The sequence below is a fragment of the Salipiger aestuarii genome (assembly GCF_003259905.1).
GTDB classification, from domain to species: Bacteria; Pseudomonadota; Alphaproteobacteria; order Rhodobacterales; family Rhodobacteraceae; genus Salipiger; species Salipiger aestuarii.
Genome location: NZ_QLMG01000058.1, coordinates 1 through 21,126 on the forward strand (window position 1 = coordinate 1; position 21,126 = coordinate 21,126).

A 21,126-nucleotide genomic window follows, 5' to 3' on the forward strand; every position below is an offset into this window, starting at 1 on the left:
TACCGTGCTGCGCGGCGGCAAGTCCTTCGGCAGCGCAGCCCACTGGCATCCGGTGCCGAGAATATACATCAGCCCGTTGACGACCTCCCGCATCACGACCGTCCGCTTGTTGCCGCCCCGCTTCGCGGGCGGGATCAGCGGAGAAATGATCCCCCATTCCTCGTCCGTCAAATCGCTGGGATAGCGCAGTCCACTGCGATCATAACGACCGCGGTTCTCGTTGGTCCACATCCAAAAGCTCCTGCAAAACCTTGCCTCCGCCAAGGATTCACAAGTGATTCCAAAGATTCAAGATGTTCCCGGATGGACACTAAGTGTCGACCGTGAGACCAAGGTGCTGGCGATCAGCCGGGGCAGCGCCCGGTGTCGAACGCCGATCTGAAGCTGATGCGCCGGATCGACAAGCTGCACATGGAGTTCCCCTTCGCGGGCAGTCGGATGCTGAAGGGGCTGCTGGTTCAGGAAGGGTTCAAGGTCGGGCGGCTGCACGTTGCCACCGTGATGAAGGGCATGGGCATCAAGGCGCTCTATCGCAAGCCGAATACCTCGAAACCAGCGCCTGGACACAAGATCTATCCCTATCTTCTTCGGAAACCGCCCATCATCCGGCCCAACCAGGTCTGGGCGATGGACATCACCTGCATTCCCCCTCTCGGCAGATTTTCCGTGCAAATCGCCTGCCGGGCAATGGATGGCGCGCGGGTTCATCTGCCTCGCCGCCGTTCTGGACTGGTTCACCCGCCGCGTCCTGGCTTGGCGCGTGTCGATCACGCTGGAAGCGGGTTTTTGCATTGAAGCAGTGGCGGAGGCGTTGGCGCGTCCCGGTGCACCGGGATCTTCGACGCGGATCAGCGGCTTCTGCTTAACCAGAAGTTCGAGCGCCCGGTAGCGGCGTCCGCGGGCCGGGATCTCGAACATGCCGGTTTCCGCGCCGTCCTCGTCCAGCACCGGCCGGACGGTGATCGAGGACAGACGCGTGCGCCGGGCGATGTGTTCGGCGAGCTCTTCGATCGAGACGCCGACCTTGATGCGGCGGACATTGGACTGGCTCAGCACCAGCTTGTCGAAAGGGATGTCGCGCGAGGCGCTGAGGGTGATTTTCTGAGACATGGTCATATCAGTTCTCCGCGACGGGCTGGCCGAAAGCCTCTCTCTCGACCTCCAAACCCGTCACGGCGAAAGCCGCCGAACTTTTCCTCTGGTACGCGCTAAGCTGAGATCACGGATCAGGCGGTCTGTTAGGTTACTATTGCGCTCCCCAGCGCTTTCGGATGGGTCAGTGCCAGCATGTGCGGCGCGCCTGGTATGACGGTGAAATCGCGCCGGAACTCCGAGACCAGACCTTCCATCAGGCCGGGCGGCGTGGACTGGTCGCATTCCCCGGCGATGATCCGCATCGGCGCGCGGATGTCGCCAAGCCTGTCCCCAAGGGATATTCCAGCCAGGCAACGCCAGGCAGCGCTCCAGTCCGCGATTCCCGCGCGACGTACGCAGTTGCGGGCATAGCGCACGGCCCAGCCGTTCGTGGCCAGATCACCGGCGCGCAACCAGCGTGTCAGGCTGGGGATGATCTGCGCCTCCATCCCCTCTGCTTCGGCGGCGCGGGCGCGTTGCTCGAATGCGGGGAAAGACCACGCGGTTGCCGCGATCACCGTCAGGCCGGCGACCGGATCGGGCCGCTGAAGCGCCAGTTCCAACGCGATCGAGCCGCCAAGAGACAGGCCGGTGATGTGGGCCTGCGGCAGGTCGAGGCGATCAAGCAGATCGGCCACATCCTCCGCGTAATGCGCAAGGTCGCGGACATGTGGTGCAAAGGCGGCTCCGCCAAATCCACGCAGGTCAAAAGCGATGACCCGATAATGCGACGTGAGCAGCGGAATGACCCGCGACCACATCCGCCAGTCCAGCCCCAGCGCATGGAGCAGCAGCATGGGCGGTTCGTCGCCGCCGCTGTCGAACAGCCGGGTCGTATGATCGCGCAGGCGGAAGGGCTGCGCGACAAGCAATTTCTCTCCGCGATCCTGCAACACCTCTCGCGCGATCCGCAGCATGGTCAGCGCGCGCGGATAGCCGGCATAGACCGAAACATGCTCGGCGCAGGCGACGATCTCTTCAGGCGTCAGACCGCAATCGAGCGCGAAGCGGAGATGGGTGCGCAACTGACCCTCGCATCCACCCATGACACCGAGCATTGCAATGGTTGCAAGCTCCCGTGCGCCATAACCAAGCGCCGGGTCGGAGATCACCGATCCGAAGGCATGGGTGACGAGATTGCCCGCCAGTTGCGGCGAGTGGCTGCCGATCGTGGCGAGAATGCCGTCCATCGCCTCGCCGGTGATGGCTTGCATGGCGTGACGTCCGGTCGCCGCGACATGATCGGATTTGTCCGTCGCGAGGCTCATGCGCTGACCCCCTTCATGCCCTCGGCGGTGTAGCGCTCTCCGGTGAAGCTGCCGGGCGCATAGGCGCGGTCGAGTTTGGCGATATCATCTTCCGACAAGTGCAGGCTGGCGGCAGCGATATTCTGTTCCAGATAGCTCAGCCGTTTGGTGCCGGGGATGGCGAACACGCCCTTGGCCAGCACCCAGGCGAGTGCGACCTGCGACGGCGTCGCCTCGCGCTGATCCGCGATCGTGCGCAACGTGTCGAGACGGGCGAGGTTTGCCTCCAGCGCGTCGCCGGCAAAGCGCGGGGCGTTGCGGCGGAAGTCGTTCTCGGCCAGATCGCCGCTCTTCATCGTGCCCGCCAGCAAGCCGCGCCCAAGCGGGCTATAGGCGACGAAGGCAATGCCCAGCTCGCGGCAGGCGGGCAGCACTTCGGCTTCCATGTCGCGGGTGGTCAGGGAGTATTCGCTCTGCACCGCCGCCACCGGATGCACGCCATGAGCCCGGCGCAACGTGTCGGCGGAAACTTCGCTGAGACCGATATGCGCGATCTTTCCGGCCTGAACCAGACCAGCGAGCACCTCCATCGTTTCTTCAATCGGTCGGCCGGTTTCGGCGCGGTGGACATAATAGAGGTCGATCCGCTCGATCCCGAGACGCCTGAGCGATGCTTCACATGCCTCGCGGATATAATCCGGGCTGTTGTCGATGCTGCGGGCGTATTCTCCGGGCGCTTTGCGGATGCCGAACTTGGTGGCGATAAAGGCGTTCCGCCCGCCCGTTTTCAGGAAGCGCGCCAGCAATTCTTCATTATGGCCGTTGCCATACATGTCGGCGGTGTCGAACATCCGCACGCCCAGCTCATGGGCGCGGGCGAGCACGGCCAGCGACTGCGCATCATCTGTCTTGCCGTAGAATTCGGACATGCCCATGCAGCCGAGGCCAAACGCGGGGAGTTGCGGGCCGTCGGCGCCGAGCGGAAGGGTTGGGATCATGGCTTTGCTCCTGTCTGTCATGCGCAGGAATGTCTGACAGGCGGTCCATCTGGTGAAAATTCTTCGTATAGACACGCCATCCGTGCAATAATGATCAGATGAATTGGGATGATCTTCATGTTCTGGCGGTGCTGCAGCGCGAAGGCTCGCTGGCTGGCGCGGCGCGTGCGCTGGGGGTGAACCATGGCACTGTATCCCGCCGCATCTCTGCCTTGGAGGAGAGCCTCGGCCACAAGCTGGTGCGGCGTCTCGCCCGCTCGACGCCGCTGACCGACAACGGGCGGGAGATCGCGGAAATCGCCCTGGACATGGAGCAGCAGGCGCACCATGTGGAGCGCATCGCCCATGCCGCGCAAGGCACGATGACCGGCCGGGTCAGGGTGACCGCGCCGCCGGTGCTTGTCAGCGAGATCATCATTCCTGCCCTGCGTAGCCTGCGCGCCGCGCATCCAGACCTGCAATTCGTGCTGTCCGCCAATTCGCATCTCGCCTCGCTCGACAGCGGCGAGGCCGATCTCGCCGTGCGCATGGTCGAGCCGCAGGGACGGCAGAACGTCATTCGCCGGATCGGTTCGGTCGCCTTCGCGCTCTATGCCACCCCGGAAATCGCAAGGCTTCCGCCCAGCCAGTGGCGCTTCATCGCCTTTGACGAAACCCTCGCCCATGTGCCGCAACAGCGCTGGCTGGAAGAGTTCGCCGGGGACAGGCCGCTCGACCTTATGACCGGCGACTTCCACAGCCAGCGCGCCGCGGCGGAGGCCGGGCTGGGCGTCGCGCTGTTGCCTTGCGTGATGGCAGAGCGCTGCCCGACCCTTGTCCGCGTCGTCGATGAACATCCCGAACCGCGCCCTGTCTGGCTGGTCATCCATACCGACCTGAAAGATGCCCCCGCCGTCCGGGCCGTGGCCGACCGTCTGATCGAGGCTATCCGGTAGGCGTTGCGTGGCGTCGCGCCGAGAAGGCGGTATTCGTCTTCGCTCAACCGGCGATCGCGCACCTGGTCTTTAGGCTCAGGATGCATTGATTTTCAGTGCGCTGCGCGGTTCACGGCTCGGCAAACGGAGCGGTGGCATGAGCGGCCTTTACTTGCTGACCGACGAGCAGATGGCCAAGCTTGCCCCTTTCTTCCCGAAGCCGCACGGCACGCCACGCGTCGATCACAGGCGTGTGCCAAGCGGAATTATCTTATTCAATCGTAATGGGTTACGCTGGAAAGAGGCCCCCAGGGAGCATGGACCGCACAAGACGCTCTACAGCCGGTGGAAGCGTTGGAGCGAGAAAGGCATCTTCGCCAGGATGATGATCGGGTTGGCCGCCGAACACGGCGAGGAAAAGACCGTAATGATCGACGCAACCGATCTGAAGGCCCACCGTACCGCGACCAGCTTGGCCGCGAAAAAGGGGGGCGTGGATGCCTCATCGGCAGGACCAAAGGCGGCATGAACACGAAACTGCACGCCATCTGCGACAGCCAGGGTCGACCGATCGACCTGTTCGTCACTGCTGGACAGGTCAGCGATTACATCGGCGCACGGACGCTGCCCGATGGCTTGCCGAAGATCAAATGGCTGCTCGGAGATCGCGGCCACGACGCCGACCGGTTCCGAGAAACCTTGAAAGACAAAGGGATACGCCCCGGCATCCCCGGCCGAAAGCAACGCAAGACACCGGACAAATACGACAAGCGCCGATACAAGCGGCGCAATCGTATCGAGATCATGTTTGGCAGGCTCAAGGACTGGAGGCGCGGGGCGACCCGATAGGACAGATGTCCGAAGGTCTTCCTCTCAGCCAGCGCCCTCGCAGCAACCGTCATCTATTGGTTAGGAATCCTGAGCCCAGGCCGCGCGTCGACTTCCAACGTTTTGCAACAGGGATTGCTCGTTCCGGCGGTCCCATGCTCTGAACCTGCTGAGCTGTTCACCGAATGTGAGGTTGCTTCTCCAAGGATTCGCGGACTTCGCGCCATATTTTCTCTCGCAGAAGTCGCTGAAGCGCGTCAGATTCTTCAAATGCTGATTGACGGTCGCGAAAGGCTGCTTGGGCCAATAGCGACCAAGAGCGTCGTTGCTGTCTGCGTCAATGGTTCAGATGAGTAGATGATAGGCGAAGTCCGACAGAAAGGCAGTCGGCGAGGGCATGCTTTCATAGAGGGGCCGCGCTTGGACGCTGAAGTCGTAGAAGTAGCCGACAGAGCGAGCCACCCAAGCTCGCCATGCTGGTGATTTCCCTCGATTCTCCGCGCACTGAAAATAGTCGATCAAGCTCTCGAGTAGGACGTGTTCTGTCACTACGACCCGGATACTGCTGAGTTCGGTCACGCCGCTGATAGGGTAATCGCAGGTGGTATGATGGAGCGGTCGAAGACGTTCGAAATTCGCCATGCTGCCTCCCGAGCTAACCGAGCCCGTGGCACCGTACCTATCATGTGTGACATGGTATGGTGTTGGGGGGTAAGAGCAAGAACAAAGTTCTGTCTTTGTTCTTGATCTTCAGATTCGCGCTTCAACCTCGGTTAGGTTGGCCTTTGTGAGCTGTTACGTTTGTTGAGGGTGCAATAATGGGTACAGAAGGCCGTGAGTTCGAATCTCGCCGCCCCGACCATTTTTCTTTCAACCTGGCTTTTTCGGCTCCCGGCTCTTTGTGCAACGGGCGAGCTGGATGTTCGCCCGATGGCGATACGGTCGGCGTTCCCAACGCCCCCATGTTCGGCTTTGCCGACGTCGGTGGCGGGCCGGTTGGCGGGCTGGGGGGCACGCGGTCAGTTGGCCGGGCGGTCGGGCGCCGATTGCGACGGCTCATCAGTGTGACGCTGCCAGGGCGCTGTTCAACGTGATGGCTTTTCGCCGGGCGCGGCGGTGGTGGCCAACCGGGCCGGGCGCGGCGCGTCCTGGGCGGCGATGGCACCGAACGCCCGATCTCTGTGCGCGTTGGCTTGGGGGTCTGACCGGGGCGCGCCTGCGATGTGCCGCGCGCCGGTCTCGTTGGGCTGGGGCGATTTACCGTTTCGGACCGCACAAGGTGATTCTCGATTCCAAGCACAACATGTGGTTGCGCCGCCTTGCCAGGCGGCAAATTGGGCGGGCCGGGCGGCGCCGCTTTGGCCCCGACTCGCGCCGTCTGTCGAAAACATGGGCAATCGGCGGCTGGACGGCAGCGAAACTGCGCTGGTGCGGCGTCGTTTTCCCGCCACGCCACTTATCTTCAGCCGAGTTCTCAACAGCTGTGGATAACCGCTGGGGGCGGGGCGATTTTCCAAGGCGTTGCGCGGTGCGACCGGACGCCGGCCCATGTGGATGAATCGAGGATGGTCCATAGCCCTTGTGTGTCCCGCTTGGGTCAACACCAAATATATGAAGATGTCCTGAAAAAACCCGTTGACCCTGTGGCGTGAATCGAGCCAGTTTGTGCAAGTCAGGAGGCGATCCACAACATATAGTGGTCTCCGGCGGGGACAGACCGACAACTCATGATCAATGAGAGACCGCGGCGAAGCGGCAGCGGGAATGGGCAGCCACTCCCGGCAGGGTGAGTCTTTGCGTTTCTCCTGGCGCACGTTGGGCAAAGAACGAGGCAGAGGCAGCGATGAAGATCGAGAGAAAGTACACCCGGGCCGGGCAGGACGCTTACGCGGGCATCGAGTTCGTCACCACAAGCTCGGAAATCCGCAATCCGGATGGCACCACCGTTTTCAAGCTCGACACGCTTGAGGTTCCCGCCAGGTGGAGCCAGGTCGCCTCTGACGTCATCGCACAGAAATATTTCCGCAAAGCGGGTGTTCCCACCGACCTGAAACCCGTCGCAGAAAAAGATGTGCCCGAATTCCTGTGGCGTTCGGTGCCTGCCAACGCCGACACGCCGCGCACCGGCGAAACCTCGGCCAAGCAGGTGTTCGACCGGCTGGCGGGCGCCTGGGCCTATTGGGGCTGGAAGGGCGGCTATTTCAGCACCGAAGACGACGCGCGCGCCTATTACGACGAAACGCGCCATATGCTGGCCGCGCAGGTGGCCGCGCCCAATTCGCCGCAGTGGTTCAACACCGGCCTGCATTGGGCCTATGGCATCGACGGCCCCGGACAGGGCCATTTCTATGTGGACTACCAGACCGGCAAGCTGACCAAGTCGACCTCGGCCTATGAACACCCCCAGCCCCACGCCTGTTTCATCCAGTCCGTCAGCGACGATCTGGTGAATGAGGGCGGCATCATGGACCTGTGGGTGCGTGAGGCACGCCTGTTCAAATACGGCTCGGGCACCGGCACCAACTTTTCCTCGCTGCGCGCCGCGAACGAACCGCTGTCGGGGGGCGGCAAATCTTCGGGCCTGATGGGGTTCCTGAAAATCGGTGACCGCGCGGCGGGTTCCATCAAGTCGGGCGGCACCACGCGCCGCGCCGCCAAGATGGTGATTTGCGATGCCGATCACCCCGATATCGAGGAATTCATCAACTGGAAGGTCAAGGAAGAGCAAAAGGTTGCCAGCCTTGTGGCCGGGTCCAAGATGCACGAACAGATGCTCAACGGGATCTTTGCCGCGATCCGCAACTGGGACGGGCTGGAATCCGACGCCTATGAGGCCAACGCCAACCTCGGTCTGAAAAAGGCGATCCGCGAGGCCAAGCGCGTGTCGATCCCGGAAACCTACATCAAGCGCGTTCTGGATTACGCGCGCCAGGGCTATGCCTCGATCGAATTCCCGACCTACGACACCGATTGGGACTCCGAGGCCTACGCCTCGGTGTCGGGCCAGAATTCCAACAACTCGATCCGCGTGACGGATGCGTTTCTTGAGGCGGTCCGCAAGGACCAGCCCTGGGAATTGCTGCGCCGCACCGACGGATCGGTCGCCAAGACCATCAGCGCCAAGGACCTGTGGGAACAGATCGGCCACGCCGCCTGGGCCTGCGCCGATCCCGGCATCCAGTTCCACGACACCGTCAACGCCTGGCACACCTGTCCCGAAGACGGCGCGATCCGCGGGTCCAACCCGTGTTCGGAATACATGTTCCTGGACGACACCGCCTGCAACCTGGCGTCGATGAACCTGCTGACCTTTCTCAAGGATGGCGAATTCGATGCCGAAACCTACATGCACGCCACGCGTCTGTGGACGCTGACGCTGGAAGTGTCGGTGCTGATGGCGCAGTTCCCGTCCAAGGAAATCGCGCAGCGCAGCTATGATTTCCGCACGCTGGGCCTGGGCTATGCCAACATCGGCGGGCTGCTGATGAACATGGGCTTTGGCTATGACAGCCACGAAGGTCGCGCCCTGACCGGCGCCCTGACCGCGATCATGACCGGCGTGTCCTACGCGACCTCGGCCGAAATCGCCGGCGAGCTTGGCGCATTCCCCGGCTATGCACGCAACGCCAGGCACATGTTGCGCGTCATTCGCAACCACCGCGCCGCCGCCTATGGCAAAACCAGCGGCTATGACGCGCTTGCCGTGAAACCCGTGCCGCTGGATCACGCACGCTGTCCCGATCACAAGCTGGTGGAACTGGCCAGGGAAAGCTGGGACGAGGCGCTGCGCCTGGGCGAGGCGCATGGCTATCGCAACGCCCAGGTGTCGGTGATCGCACCGACGGGCACCATCGGCCTGGTGATGGATTGCGACACCACCGGGATCGAGCCGGATTTCGCGCTGGTGAAATTCAAGAAGCTCGCCGGCGGTGGGTATTTCAAGATCATCAACCGTTCGGTCCCCGGCGCGCTGGAAAAGCTTGGCTACGGATCGGCCCAGATCGAGGAAATCGTGTCCTACGCGGTTGGTCATGGCAGCCTTGGCAACGCGCCGGGCATCAACCACGCCTCGTTGGCGCGCCACGGCTTTGGTCCCGCCCAGATCGACAAGATCGAGTCCGCGCTTGGCACTGCGTTCGACATCCGCTTCGTGTTCAACCAGTGGACGCTGGGCGCGGAATTCTGCCAGGACGTGCTGGGGGTGCCGGCGGACAGGCTGAACGACCCCGGGTTCGAACTGCTGCGCCATCTTGGCTTTACCAGGCAGGACATCGAAGCGGCCAACGACCACGTTTGCGGCACCATGACGCTGGAAGGCGCGCCGCATCTGCGTGACGAGCACATCAGCATCTTTGACTGCGCCAACGCCTGCGGCAAGAAGGGCAAGCGCTACCTGTCGGTCGAAAGCCACATCCACATGATGGCGGCCGCGCAAAGCTTTATCTCGGGGGCGATTTCCAAGACCATCAACATGCCCAACACGGCCACCGTGGCCGATTGTCAGGCGGCCTATGAACTCAGCTGGTCGCTGGGCACCAAGGCCAACGCGCTGTATCGCGACGGATCCAAGCTGAGCCAACCGCTGGCCTCGGCGCTGATCGAAGACGACGACGACGCGATGGAGATCCTCGAAACCGGCACGCCCCACGAAAAGGCGCAGGTGATCGCGGAAAAGATCGTCGAAAAGGTGGTCATCAAGGAAGTCATCCGCGCCGGGCGCACCAAGATGCCCGAGCGACGCAAGGGCTATACGCAAAAGGCCGTCGTCGGCGGGCACAAGGTGTACCTGCGCACCGGCGAATATCAGGACGGCGCGCTTGGCGAGATCTTTATCGACATGCACAAGGAAGGCGCCGGCTTCCGGGCGATGATGAACAACTTCGCCATCGCGGTGTCGGTCGGCCTGCAATACGGCGTGCCGCTGGAGGAATTCGTCGACGCCTTCACCTTTACCAAATTCGAACCCGCCGGCATGGTGCAGGGCAACGACAGCATCAAGAACGCCACCTCGATCCTTGATTACATCTTCCGCGAACTGGCGGTCAGCTATCTGGACCGCACCGATCTGGCCCATGTCAAACCCTCGGGCGCGACCTTCGACGATCTGGGCCGGGGCGAGGAAGAAGGCGTGAACAACGTCAAGGAACTGTCGGAAACCACCGCGGCGCGGTCGCTTGAAATGCTCAAGCAGATCTCGTCGACCGGGTATTTGCGCAAGCGTCTGCCGCAGGAACTGGTGGTGCTTCAGGGCGGGCAGTCTGTGGCCACCGGCACCGACGGCCTTGCCACCGGGGTGGTTGCGCAAGGCACCGTCGCGACGCTGACCGGCACCGTATCGGCCACCGCGATGGATGCGCGGGTCAAGGCCAAGATGCAGGGCTACGAGGGCGAGGCTTGCGGTGAGTGCGGCAATTACACGCTGGTGCGCAACGGCACCTGCATGAAATGCAACACATGTGGTTCGACATCGGGCTGTAGCTGAAGAAATTGAGGGGTGGGGGACCGTGTTGGCGCACGATCCCCCGGCCCATCCCGCATGTAATCGGCACAGTACGGGAAAAGCGAAACTCGGCCCTTACAGGTCGATGGGAAACCAGGATCATGGTCGAGATAGTGGATCAATAGAGTGCTGTTTTGCTCACAGGGTTGCCACCAGAATATGCTCGCAGCCTGTGGATAAGGAGACGTTGCGATGGCAAAGACGCGCATCACGGTAAGCCGTGAGAACCGAACCGGCCTTGCCTTGACACACACCTCAATGTTCCCGAGCGGGGAGAGGTGACCAGGGGCCGCCTCGCGGGGGAGATCGCACGAGGGGACCACGAGGGTTACCACGTTATGACGCTCGCAGATGGACGGAGAGTTCCCCGTTCCAATCCGAACGGAAGGGAAACGGACAACTTGGGCTAAGGCCACAGATGTTCGTCACGACACCACGAGGGCAGGGCGCTTTGACGCGCCTTGCCAGCCTCCGGGGCGCGGCTGCGGCTGACCCCGTCGCGGGCAAGGCCGCAGGCATAAAACAGAACCGGGCGGTAACAGAATCGAGCCTTGTCAGCGAAACTTGAAGGGCCTCCCAAGCGGGGGCCCTTCCTTTGCGTTCCGTCCGTCGTCCGGTTGCGGGGCCCGGTTCGGATGCGTTGAACGGTGCTTGCAGCGATGCCCAATCGGCGCACCGTTGCAAGCTGCATTACGCCCGCTTATAGCTTGCGCATGACGCGCGATCCCAAATCCTTGATCCGCCTGGCCCGGGAAACCGGCGAGGACGCGGTAGCCGAGCCTCTTGATCTTGGGGTGCGGGTGCGCGAGCTGCGCAAGGCGCGCGACTGGACGCTGGAACAGGCCGCGCGCGAAGCGGGTCTGGCGCGGTCCACCTTGTCCAAGATCGAAAACGGGCAGATGTCTCCGACCTATGATGCGCTGAAAAAGCTGGCGGTGGGCCTGGGTATCGGTGTGCCCCAGCTTTTCACGCCGCCGAAAAAGGACCAGGTGTCGGGGCGCATGATCCACACCCGCGACGGCGCGGGATCGCACCAGGCCACCACCACCTACGAACATGAATTGCTGGCGGAATCCCTGACCAGGAAAAAGATGCTGCCCTATCGCGCGCGGGTGCGCGCGCGCAGCATGGACGAATTCGATGGCTGGGTGCGCCACGACGGCGAGGAATTTCTTCTGGTGCTGACCGGCATCATCCGGCTCTACACGGAGTTTTACGAACCCATCGAGATGCGCCGCGGTGACAGCGCCTATTATGACGCGAGCATGGGACACAACGTGGTGTCGATCAGCCCCGAAGACGCCAGTATTCTCTGGGTCACGTCGCTGGGCTGACCACGCGTTTCAGCGTTCCAGATCGCGGGCGAGCGCCACGATACGGGCCAGTTCCTTTTCCGCACCCAGTTCAGTGTCAAATCCGGGACCGGACATGTCGTCAGCGGCGGCGCGGCGCATGAGGTCGGAAAAATCCGCGCCACGGCCGGGCGCCGGGACGGACGCGGGGCGAAAACGGTCGAGCAGTCTGAGCATTGCGGCATCCTCGTTGCGGCGAGCATGCACCGCATTGCCCGCGCGATCCACCATCCTTTTGGCCCGCCTGGGGCGCGTCAATCCGAACCGGTCAACCCGACATGCGCGACAGGCGATACGGGACCCATTCGCCGAAAAGCACGTCTTCGACTTCTTCGCGGGCTTCGAAAAGCGTCATGTCCTGCGCTTCGGCAACCATTTCGGCCAGGGCCTCGAGTCTTGCGGGCGGGGTTGCAAGCGCCTTGGCATCCAGCCCCGGAAACCGCTTTACAAGGCGGCGCGAGGCACTGCCCCAGTCATTGGCCACGCTGTTCCATTCCATGGTCTTCCTCCTCCCGATGTGTGCAGCACGGGACAACGCGCCAGCAGCAAGTGGGTTCCGCCGCCGTGATCGCGTTTACTCTACCATCGCGCGAGGAATCGCACCAGAAATCCCGGACGCTACTTTTCCGGCAGCAATCCACGCGGGGCAAACCGCAGAACCACCAGCAGGATGATCCCCATCGTCAGCAGGCGCATGTGCTGAACCGACTCCAGAAGGTGGACGCGCAAGGCCGACTCTGCGGCCATGCCAGAGGTCGCGATCTGCATCACCCACTGGCCGATCGGTTCGACCTGGACCCACAGGAACCAGACAAGGAATCCGCCCAGAACGGCGCCGAGATTGTTGCCCGACCCGCCCAGGATCACCATCACCCAGATCAGAAAGGTATAGCGCAGCGGCTGGTAGCTGGAGGGCGTCAGCTGCCCGTCCAGCGTGGTCATCATCGCCCCGGCGATACCGCACAGAACGCTGCCCAGAATGAACACCTGAAGGTGGCGGGCGGTGACATCCTTGCCCATGGCCTCGGCGGCCTCTTCGTTGTCGCGGATGGCGCGCATCATCCGGCCCCAGGGCGATGTCAGCGCAAGCTGAGCCAGCACCAGAACGGCAATCAGCACGGCGCTGAACAGCACCGAATAGCCCAGCTTGACGTAAAGCGTCGAGGCGGTCGTGACATCCAGGCCAAGGGCGTCGGCGCGGCCGGCAAACACGGGCGATCCCTGCAGGTCGATCTCATAGGGCAGGGGCCGGGGCAGGCCGATCACATTCTTGACGCCGCGCGCCAGCCAGTCCTCGTTCTTGAGCACGGCAATGACGATCTCGGCGATCCCCAGCGTGGCGATGGCAAGATAGTCCGACCGCAGGCCAAGCGCCGTCTTGCCGATGACCCAGGCAACGCCCGCCGCCAGCAGCCCGCCGACTGGCCAGGCCAGCAACACCGGCAGGCCCAGCCCGCCAAGATAGCCCGTGGCGGCGGGATTCACCGCCTCGACCGCCTCGACCGCCGGGTCCAGCACCCAGCGGAAGGCGACAAAGCCCAGCACGGCAATCACGGCCACCGCCAGCCCGCGCCGTCCCCGGTGCAGTGTGCGCCAGGCAACAGCGCCCAGCGTGATCGACGCAGCCCCCAGGATCAGCGCAGCGATGATGCGCGCCCCGCCCGCCGTCCACGCCTGCGGCACCGGCGCAGTCGATGTCAGGACCACCGCCAGCCCGCCAAGCGCCACAAAGCCCATGACCCCGACGTTGAACAACCCCGCCAGGCCCCATTGCAGGTTGACCCCCAAGGCCATGATCGCGCTGACCAGCCCCATGTTCAGGATGATCAGCGCGGAATTCCAGCTTTGCAGCACTCCGGTTCCCAGGATCAGCGCCGCAACCAGCGCGAAAAGCGCAAGCGTCCTCATACGGATTTCCCCCTGAACAACCCGGTGGGCCGGAACAGCAGCACGATGATCAGGATCACGAAGCTGACCGCGAACTTGTAATCGGTCGACAGCAATTGCACGAGCCCGTCCGGCTGCAAGGTCTCGGGTAGCAGATAGCCCAGCACCTTCTTCCAGGCGTAGGTGAACAGAACCTCGGAAAACGCGATGACAAACCCGCCCGCGATGGCGCCTACGGGGCTGCCGATGCCGCCCACGATGGCGCTGGCGAAAATCGGCAGCAGCAACTGGAAATAGGTGAACGGCTTGTAACTCTTGTCCAGCCCGTACAGCGTGCCCGCCACCACCGCCAGCGCCGCCACGATGATCCAGGTCACACGCACGACGGTTTCGGGGCTGATGCCGGACAGCAGCGCAAGGTCCTCGTTGTCGGAATAGGCGCGCATCGACTTGCCGGTGCGCGTGTGGGTGAGAAACCAGAACACAATCGCCACAACGATGATGGCCGTCACCACGGTGATCGCCTGGGTGGATTTCAGCGCAAGCCCTTCGTCAAGCCCGCTCCACGCCTTGAAATCGCGGGCCGAAATCAGGAACCGCTCGCCATCGGCAAAGCTCTGGTCGTCGGGCCCGATGATGAACCGTGTCATGCCGTTGTAGATGAACATCACCCCCATCGACACGATGACAAGGATCACCGGCTTGGCCTTCTGCGCGCGATAAAAGCGATAAACGACGCGGTCGGTCAACAACAGCAACACCGCCGCCCCCGCAATACCGAACGGAATCGCCAGCAAAGCGGTCGGCAACGGCCCAAGGCTCACCCCCAGTGATTGCAGCGCCCAGGTCGCAAGGATCGTAACCATGGTGCCAATGGCCATGGTGTCGCCGTGGGCAAAGTTGGAAAACCGCAGAACGGCGTAAATCAGCGTCACCCCCAGCGCGCCCAGCGCCAGCTGGCTTCCATAGGCCAGCGCCGGGATCAGCACGAAATTTGCCAGCGCCACCAGCGCGTTCAGCAGATCCATCGCAAGCTCTCCTTACGGCCGCTTGGGCCATTCCCCGTTCTGGTATCGCGCAAACGTCGCGCCACAAGCTTTTCATCCACCAAGAAAACTGCGCCGCACCTGCGGGTCGTGCAACAGCGCGCGACCGGTTCCGGTATGGGCATTGGCGCCCTGAACAAGAACATAGGCCTTATCCGCGATCTCAAGCGCCTGGCGCGCGTTCTGCTCGACCATGAGCACCGGCAATCCGGTGCGCGCCACCTCGACGATCCGGTCGAACAGCTCGTCCATCACGATGGGCGACACGCCCGCCGTCGGCTCGTCCAACAACAAGACCTTGGGTCGGGTCATCAGCGCCCGCCCGACAGCCACCTGTTGGCGCTGCCCTCCCGATAACTCGCCTGCGGGCTGACGCCGCTTTTCCTTCAGTACAGGAAACAGATCGTAGACCTGCGCCATCGTGTCGCGAAAATCGTCCCTGCGGACAAACGCCCCCATCTCCAGGTTCTCTTCCACCGTCATCGACGCGAAGATATTCTGCGTCTGCGGCACAAAGCCCATGCCTTCGCGCACCCGCGCCTGCGGGCTGATCGCGGTGATGTCTTCGCCATCAAGCCGCACGGTGCCCGCGCGCAGATCCAGCATGCCGAACATCGCCTTCATCGCCGTCGACTTGCCCGCGCCGTTGGGTCCGACGATGACCGCAATCTCGCCGCGCTCGACCGCGATGGTACACGCATGCAGGATGTCGGCACCGCGTCCGTAGCCGCCCGTCATCGCCTCGCCGATCAGAAACGGCCCCCCCGGCGCTGGCTGCGCCCGCCCGCCCGCGGGCACCGGATGTGCGGCGCTACCGCCGGCCGGGTTGGCAATCGACACATCACGGTTGCCACGGTCGTCATACCCACCGGTCATGCCACCGCCCGCCCGTTCAACTTGCCAAATAAACTCCGGGGGAGTCGCGGCACGCGGCGGGGGCAGCGCCCCCCTCCGACGATGCCGCCCCGCGCAAACGCCAGGAATGTCACGCCGATGCCTCCCTGGTCCTCAGCCCGGCGCCCAGATAGGCCTCGATCACCGCGCCATTCGCCTTGATGTCGTCAATCGTGCCCTCGGCCAGCTTTTTGCCCTGGGCCATGACGATGACCGGATCGCAGATGCGCCCGATGAAATCCATGTCGTGCTCGATCACGCAGAACGTATAGCCGCGTTCGCGGTTGAGCCGCAAAATCGTGTCGGCGATGGTCATCAGCAGCGTCCGGTTCACCCCCGCGCCGACCTCATCCAGAAACACGATTCGCGCATCGACCATCATCGTGCGCCCCAGCTCCAGCAGCTTTTTCTGCCCGCCCGAGAGATTTCCGGCCCTTTCGTCCTTCAGATGGGAAATTGTCAGAAAATCAAGAACCTCGTCGGCTTTCTTCAACAAGACCGCCTCTTCCTGTGCGATGCGCCCGCGCCCGAACCAGGCATTCCACAGCGTTTCGCCCGACTGATGGCCGGGGACCATCATCAGGTTTTCGCGGCATGTCATCGAGGAGAATTCATGCGCAATCTGAAAGGTGCGCAGTAACCCCTTGTGAAACAAAGCATGCGGAGGCAGGCCGGTGATGTCTTCGCCATCCATGACGATCCGCCCCGAAGTCGGCGGCAGCGCGCCTGAAACCACGTTGAACAGCGTGGATTTTCCCGCGCCGTTCGGCCCGATCAGCCCAGTGACCGTGCCTTTTTCGATGCTCAGCGTGGCGCCGTCGACGGCACGAAAACCGCCGAAATGACGATGCAGATTCTCAACCCGGATCACAGCGTCTCTCTCTCCGTAGCGCGTTGCCGCAAGACAGCCCGGAACCGTCGCTCCGGGCTGTGCGTTTCACTGCCGCGCGGGCATCACTTGAACGAGACGGTCGAAAACGCCCCGTCGGTGATCTCGTAGTAGCGATAACTGCCCGCCGCTTCGCCGGAATCGCCCAGTTCCACGTCGGTGGCCCCGACATAGTCGATCTCGCCCCCCTCGGCGATGATCTTCAACGCCTTGCCAAGCTCTCCGGGCAGGATCGGCTCGCCAGGTGCATTGGCCACGTCCAGCACATTGGCCGCGACCGCCGCCGAGGACGCTTCGGCGCCCTTCATCATCGCCAGCGCGATCAGCGCCGCCGCATCATAGCTTTCGCGGGTGTACGAGCTTTCGGCGGTAAATCCCGCCTTGCTGGCCAGCGCCGAAAACGCCTCGGCGCCTTCGCCTTCGGCCCAGGGAACCGACCCGAAGCTGCCATCGATGTCGCCGCCCAGATCGGCCAGAAGCGCATCGGAATACATCCCGTCGCCCATCGCGAACGTGTCGAATGCACCGGTGTCCAGCGCCGCCTGGATCATCCCCTTGCCGCCCTGGTCGGAATAGCCAAGCACCACCAGAACGTCACCGCCCGCCGAAGCCAGCGCGCCGATTTCGGCAGAGTAATCGCCCTTGCCGTCCTCATGCGGGCTGGTCAGGGTGATTTCGCCGCCCAGTTCGGCATAGGCCGCCTCGAAACTGTCGGCAAAGCCCTTGCCATAGTCATTGTTGGTGTAGGTCACGGCCACCGAGCCGATGTCGCGCTCGATCAGGATCTGCGCCAGCACTTCGCCCTGACGCGCGTCGGACGGCGCGGTGCGAAAGAACAGGCCGTTGTCCTCGGCGCCCGACAGCGCCGGAGAGGTCGCCGAGGGCGAGATCATCGGCACCCCGTTGGGCACCGCCACATTCGACAGCACCGCCCCGGTCACGCCCGAACAATCGGCCCCCATGATCGCCAGAACGCCGTCGGTGGTCACCAGCCGCTCGGCGGCGGCGGTTGCCGCGGCGGCGTCGATACAGGTGCTGTCGGCGCGTTCGGGCACCAGCGTGATGCCCGTAAGGAAGGCCCCGCTGTCGTTGACTTCGCTCAGCGCCAGTTCGGCACTGGCGGCCATTCCGGGCGTGAGGGATTCGATCGGCCCGGTAAATCCGAGAATGACCCCGATCCGGGCGTCTTCGGCGGTCACGGCGCCGGTTGCGAGAAGCGACGCGGCCGAAGCCAAAAGCCACTTTTTCATGGAAGTCTCTCCCTTGCTGGATCTCATTGGATCGCGGTCTGCGCGGCAAATCCTAAGCGCGGCTTTCGCGAATGTGAAGAGCGTGTCACCGGCGGGGAAGCCGGGTCAATCAGTCCCGCGCCGATTGGCTGCCGCGCTCGCGATAGGGCGTCGTCTGGTAATGCGCGCGGTAGCATTTCGAAAAATGCGACGGGCTTGCGAACCCGCAGGCCAGCGCGACGTTGATCACGCTCATATCGGTCTGCATCAGCAGGTTGCGCGCTTTTGACAGGCGCAGTTCCATGTAATATCGCTTGGGCGAACGGTCGAGGTAGCGCCGGAACAATCGTTCAAGCTGGCGGGTGGACATGCCGACCTCACCGGCCAGAACCGCCGGAGAGATCGGCTCTTCGAGCGCCGCCTCCATCTTTTTGATGACCGCTCCCAGCTTGGGGTGGCGCACCCCGATGCGGGTCGGGGTCGACAGGCGCTGCATGTCGCGGTCGGTGCGGATCGTGGAATAGATCAGCTGGTCGGCCACCGCGTTGGCAAGGTCTTCGCCATGTTCATCCGCCAGCAGTTTCAGCATCAGGTCGATCGACGACGTGCCGCCCGCGGTGGACAGCCGGTTGCCGTCGATCACGAAGACGGATTTGGTCAGCGCGACCGCGGGAAATTCCTCTTCGAAACCGTCGTGGTTTTCCCAGTGGATGGTGGCGCGCCGGCCGTCCAGCAGCCCCGCCTCGGCCAGCGCCCAGCTTGCGGTGCACAGCCCGCCCATGGTCGCGCCCTTGCGCGTCTCGCGCCGCAGCCAGTTCAGCAGGCGACGGGTCGTGGCGGCGGCCACATCGACGCCCCCGCACAACAGTACCGTATCGTCGCGCGACAGGTCGGGCAGGTCGCCATCCAGTTCAAAAGCCGTTCCGGCGGCGCATCGCGCCGTGCCGCCGCCTTCGCCCACGATACACCAGTCGAACAGCTGCGATGCGCTGATGCGGTTGGCCAGCCTCAGCGTTTCGAGCGCCGAAGCGAAGCTGAGCAGCGTGAAGCCGCGCATCAGGACAAATACGAACCGGCGGGGTTTGCGCTGCGGCTCCTGCCGGGATGCGGGTTGCGAAAACGCCATAGCGACCTTGCCCCGCTCTGAATGCTGCGGTTTTTCATGATCTTCGCGGGCGGTACCGCGCGCCCGCGCCCGCGCGCGTTGGCTCTAGATGGGCAGAGAAGGCAAGGGGCGTCAACCCGCACCCAGCATTTGCTATGGCCATGACGCCTGCGTTTCGGTATAGGCGCCGGACGTTTTCGCTAACGGAGACCAACGGGAGTAAAGCCAATGACCGAGTGGAACAAGTCGAGCTGGAGAGCCATGCCCCGGATTCAGATGCCCGATTATGGCGATCAGGCTGCGCTGGAAAAGGTGGAATCCCGGCTGTCGAAATATCCCCCGCTGGTTTTTGCAGGCGAGGCGCGCAAGCTGCGGACCGAGCTTGGCAAGGCGTCGCGCGGCGAGGCGTTCTTGTTGCAGGGCGGCGACTGCGCCGAGGCGTTCGATCAGTTCTCGGCCAACGCGATCCGTGATACGTTCAAGGTGATGCTGCAAATGGCAATGGTGCTGACCTATGGTGCCAAGGTGCCGGTGGTCAAGGTCGGTCGCATGGCGGGCCAGTTCGCCAAGCCGCGCTCGGCCCCGACCGAAACCGTCGAAGGAGTCGAGCTGCCCAGCTTTCGTGGCGACATCATCAACGAGCTCGCCTTTACGCCCGAAGCGCGCCGGCCCGACCCGCAAAAGATGTTGCAGGCCTACACCCAGGCGGCGGCGACGCTGAACCTGATCCGCGCCTTCAGCACCGGGGGCTATGCCGATGTGCATCAGGTCCACCAGTGGACGCTTGGCTTCACCGAAGGCGAAAAGGCCGCGCGCTACCGCGAGATGGCCAGCCGCATCGGCGACACGCTGGATTTCATGAAGGCCGCAGGCATCGACAGCCACCGCTCGGCGGCGCTGCATCAGGTGGATTTCTACACCAGCCATGAATCGCTGCTGCTGGAATACGAAGAGGCGCTGACTCGCGTCGATTCCACCTCCGGCAAATGGATCGCGGGGTCCGGCCACATGATCTGGATCGGCGACCGCACTCGCCAACCCGATGGCGCGCATGTGGAATTCGCGCGCGGCGTGATGAACCCCATCGGGCTGAAATGTGGACCGTCGATGACCGCCGAAGACCTCAAGGTGCTGATGGCCAAGCTGAACCCGCTGAACGATCCGGGCCGGCTGACGCTGATCACCCGGTTCGGCGCGGGCAAGGTGGCCGAACATCTGCCGCGCCTGATCGAGACGGTGCGCGGCGAAGGCGCCAACGTGCTGTGGGTGTGCGACCCGATGCATGGCAACACGATCAAGTCGGGGTCGGGCTACAAGACGCGACCCTTTGACCGGGTGCTGTCCGAAGTGCGCGAATTCTTCGCCGTACACAAGGATCAGGGCACCATTCCGGGCGGCGTGCATTTCGAGATGACCGGCCAGGACGTGACCGAATGCACCGGCGGTGTGTTTGCCGTGTCCGATGAAAACCTCAGCGACCGCTATCATACCGCATGCGATCCGCGCCTGAACGCGTCGCAGTCGCTGGAACTTGCGTTTCTCGTGGCCGAAGAACTGACGCAACTTGCCCAGCAACGTCCGGCGGACGTCGCGGCTGGCTGATGTGCGTTCTGGTCTGACAACGGGAACGGCGCCTGTCAAAAGGCGCCGTTTCGCGTTGGGGCAGGCGCTTTTCGGCCGGTTGCGCGGGATCGTACCGCCCCCGTCGTGCAAGGCGGGAACCGCTCTGGCGCCGGTGCGTAGTATCCCGAGTATCAATCAGGCCGGGGGGACGCGTTTCAATGGGTCGCATTCTGATGAAAACCAAACTCGGTATCGCTGTTGCCGCTGGCGCAATCGCCGCCACACAGACCCGGGCCACCCCCGACATATTCCAGGCGTTGCCGGAGGGCGCGAACGACCTGAACGATCTGAAGTGGGCCAAGCGGCCGGTTCTGTTGTTCGCGCCGTCGCGAGACGATGCCGCGTATGCGCGCCAGATGGCGCTGTTCGATGCCGCTCGCGCGGCGCTTGCAAAGCGCGACATCGTGGTGCTGAGCGACATTGACCGTATCCCTCCGGCGGGGGCCGTCTGACGGGGCGTTGGAGGCGATGATAAGTCCG

General features: G+C 63.4%; 17 protein-coding genes and 3 pseudogenes. 7 read left to right on the forward strand and 13 right to left on the reverse strand.

The window, feature by feature from the left end; all coding sequences use genetic code 11:
- The coding region (locus ATI53_RS19980; RefSeq protein WP_146609970.1) for a transposase at nucleotides 1–231 on the reverse strand (231 nt) is incomplete at its 3' end.
- 126 nt (nucleotides 232–357) lie between these two features.
- Between ATI53_RS19980 and ATI53_RS19985 the strand changes: the two are divergent.
- Nucleotides 358–832 (forward strand): annotated as a pseudogene (locus ATI53_RS19985) (transposase); the annotation flags it as partial.
- Nucleotides 833–843: 11 nt separating this feature from the next.
- On the opposite strand, the pseudogene ATI53_RS19990 reads toward ATI53_RS19985, so the two are convergent.
- The 3 genes and pseudogenes from ATI53_RS19990 to ATI53_RS20000 form a co-directional block, all read right to left on the reverse strand.
- Nucleotides 844–1,116: pseudogene (locus tag ATI53_RS19990) on the reverse strand (ParB N-terminal domain-containing protein); the annotation flags it as partial.
- Nucleotides 1,117–1,238: 122 nt separating this feature from the next.
- Nucleotides 1,239–2,402 (reverse strand): alpha/beta hydrolase, encoded by a 1,164-nt coding sequence (locus ATI53_RS19995; protein WP_111551194.1) that lies wholly within the window; start codon nucleotides 2,400–2,402, stop codon nucleotides 1,239–1,241.
- Entirely contained in the window at nucleotides 2,399–3,379 is a 981-nt protein-coding gene (locus ATI53_RS20000) for an aldo/keto reductase (RefSeq protein WP_009503903.1), read from the reverse strand. Before ATI53_RS20000 ends, ATI53_RS19995 begins: the two co-directional genes overlap by 4 nt.
- Before the next feature lie 98 nt (nucleotides 3,380–3,477).
- Here ATI53_RS20000 and ATI53_RS20005 point away from each other — a divergent pair, with 98 nt between their 5' ends.
- Entirely contained in the window at nucleotides 3,478–4,314 is an 837-nt protein-coding gene (locus tag ATI53_RS20005) for a LysR family transcriptional regulator (RefSeq protein ID WP_111551195.1), read from the forward strand.
- Between the two features lie 136 nt (nucleotides 4,315–4,450).
- Nucleotides 4,451–5,205 (forward strand): annotated as a pseudogene (locus ATI53_RS20010) (IS5 family transposase); the annotation flags it as partial.
- 261 nt (nucleotides 5,206–5,466) lie between these two features.
- On the opposite strand, the gene ATI53_RS23040 reads toward ATI53_RS20010, so the two are convergent.
- Nucleotides 5,467–5,763 (reverse strand): hypothetical protein, encoded by a 297-nt coding sequence (locus ATI53_RS23040; RefSeq protein ID WP_146609971.1) that lies wholly within the window; start codon nucleotides 5,761–5,763, stop codon nucleotides 5,467–5,469.
- A gap of 1,201 nt (nucleotides 5,764–6,964) precedes the next feature.
- On the opposite strand from ATI53_RS23040, the gene ATI53_RS20015 reads away from it, so the two are divergent.
- Both ATI53_RS20015 and ATI53_RS20020 read left to right on the forward strand, forming a co-directional pair.
- A complete protein-coding gene (locus ATI53_RS20015; protein ID WP_111551196.1) occupies nucleotides 6,965–10,603 on the forward strand; it encodes a vitamin B12-dependent ribonucleotide reductase in 3,639 nt (1,212 codons plus the stop codon).
- A gap of 731 nt (nucleotides 10,604–11,334) precedes the next feature.
- Nucleotides 11,335–11,955 carry a helix-turn-helix domain-containing protein gene (locus ATI53_RS20020; protein ID WP_009503898.1) on the forward strand — a complete coding sequence of 207 codons (621 nt, stop codon included), beginning with the start codon at nucleotides 11,335–11,337 and terminating at the stop codon, nucleotides 11,953–11,955.
- Nucleotides 11,956–11,964: 9 nt separating this feature from the next.
- On the opposite strand, the gene ATI53_RS20025 is transcribed toward ATI53_RS20020, so the two are convergent.
- The 8 genes from ATI53_RS20025 to ATI53_RS20060 form a co-directional block, all read right to left on the reverse strand.
- Nucleotides 11,965–12,150 carry a hypothetical protein gene (locus ATI53_RS20025; protein WP_146609972.1) on the reverse strand — a complete coding sequence of 62 codons (186 nt, stop codon included), beginning with the start codon at nucleotides 12,148–12,150 and terminating at the stop codon, nucleotides 11,965–11,967.
- A 91-nt stretch (nucleotides 12,151–12,241) separates the two neighbouring features.
- Nucleotides 12,242–12,472, reverse strand: coding sequence for a hypothetical protein (locus tag ATI53_RS20030; RefSeq protein WP_009503896.1), 231 nt, complete (start codon nucleotides 12,470–12,472; stop codon nucleotides 12,242–12,244).
- 119 nt (nucleotides 12,473–12,591) lie between these two features.
- Entirely contained in the window at nucleotides 12,592–13,881 is a 1,290-nt protein-coding gene (locus ATI53_RS20035) for a branched-chain amino acid ABC transporter permease (RefSeq protein WP_009503895.1), read from the reverse strand.
- Nucleotides 13,878–14,888, reverse strand: coding sequence for a branched-chain amino acid ABC transporter permease (locus ATI53_RS20040; protein ID WP_009503894.1), 1,011 nt, complete (start codon nucleotides 14,886–14,888; stop codon nucleotides 13,878–13,880). Before ATI53_RS20040 ends, ATI53_RS20035 begins: the two co-directional genes overlap by 4 nt.
- 72 nt (nucleotides 14,889–14,960) lie before the next feature.
- Nucleotides 14,961–15,782 carry an ABC transporter ATP-binding protein gene (locus ATI53_RS20045; RefSeq protein ID WP_009503893.1) on the reverse strand — a complete coding sequence of 274 codons (822 nt, stop codon included), beginning with the start codon at nucleotides 15,780–15,782 and terminating at the stop codon, nucleotides 14,961–14,963.
- Between the two features lie 109 nt (nucleotides 15,783–15,891).
- The gene (locus ATI53_RS20050) at nucleotides 15,892–16,671 is read right to left on the reverse strand and encodes an ABC transporter ATP-binding protein (protein ID WP_009503892.1); all 780 of its coding nucleotides are present in this window, start codon (nucleotides 16,669–16,671) and stop codon (nucleotides 15,892–15,894) included.
- A gap of 83 nt (nucleotides 16,672–16,754) precedes the next feature.
- The gene (locus ATI53_RS20055) at nucleotides 16,755–17,939 is read right to left on the reverse strand and encodes an ABC transporter substrate-binding protein (protein ID WP_009503891.1); all 1,185 of its coding nucleotides are present in this window, start codon (nucleotides 17,937–17,939) and stop codon (nucleotides 16,755–16,757) included.
- A 109-nt stretch (nucleotides 17,940–18,048) separates the two neighbouring features.
- On the reverse strand, nucleotides 18,049–19,044 hold the full coding sequence (locus ATI53_RS20060; protein WP_111551198.1) for a GlxA family transcriptional regulator: 996 nt from the start codon (nucleotides 19,042–19,044) through the stop codon (nucleotides 18,049–18,051).
- A gap of 207 nt (nucleotides 19,045–19,251) precedes the next feature.
- On the opposite strand from ATI53_RS20060, the gene ATI53_RS20065 reads away from it, so the two are divergent.
- Nucleotides 19,252–20,625 carry a class II 3-deoxy-7-phosphoheptulonate synthase gene (locus ATI53_RS20065; protein ID WP_034452077.1) on the forward strand — a complete coding sequence of 458 codons (1,374 nt, stop codon included), beginning with the start codon at nucleotides 19,252–19,254 and terminating at the stop codon, nucleotides 20,623–20,625.
- Nucleotides 20,626–20,819: 194 nt separating this feature from the next.
- The gene (locus tag ATI53_RS20070; protein WP_249033411.1) at nucleotides 20,820–21,098 is read left to right on the forward strand and encodes a DUF4174 domain-containing protein; all 279 of its coding nucleotides are present in this window, start codon (nucleotides 20,820–20,822) and stop codon (nucleotides 21,096–21,098) included.
- The last annotated feature ends 28 nt before the right edge of the window (nucleotides 21,099–21,126 follow it).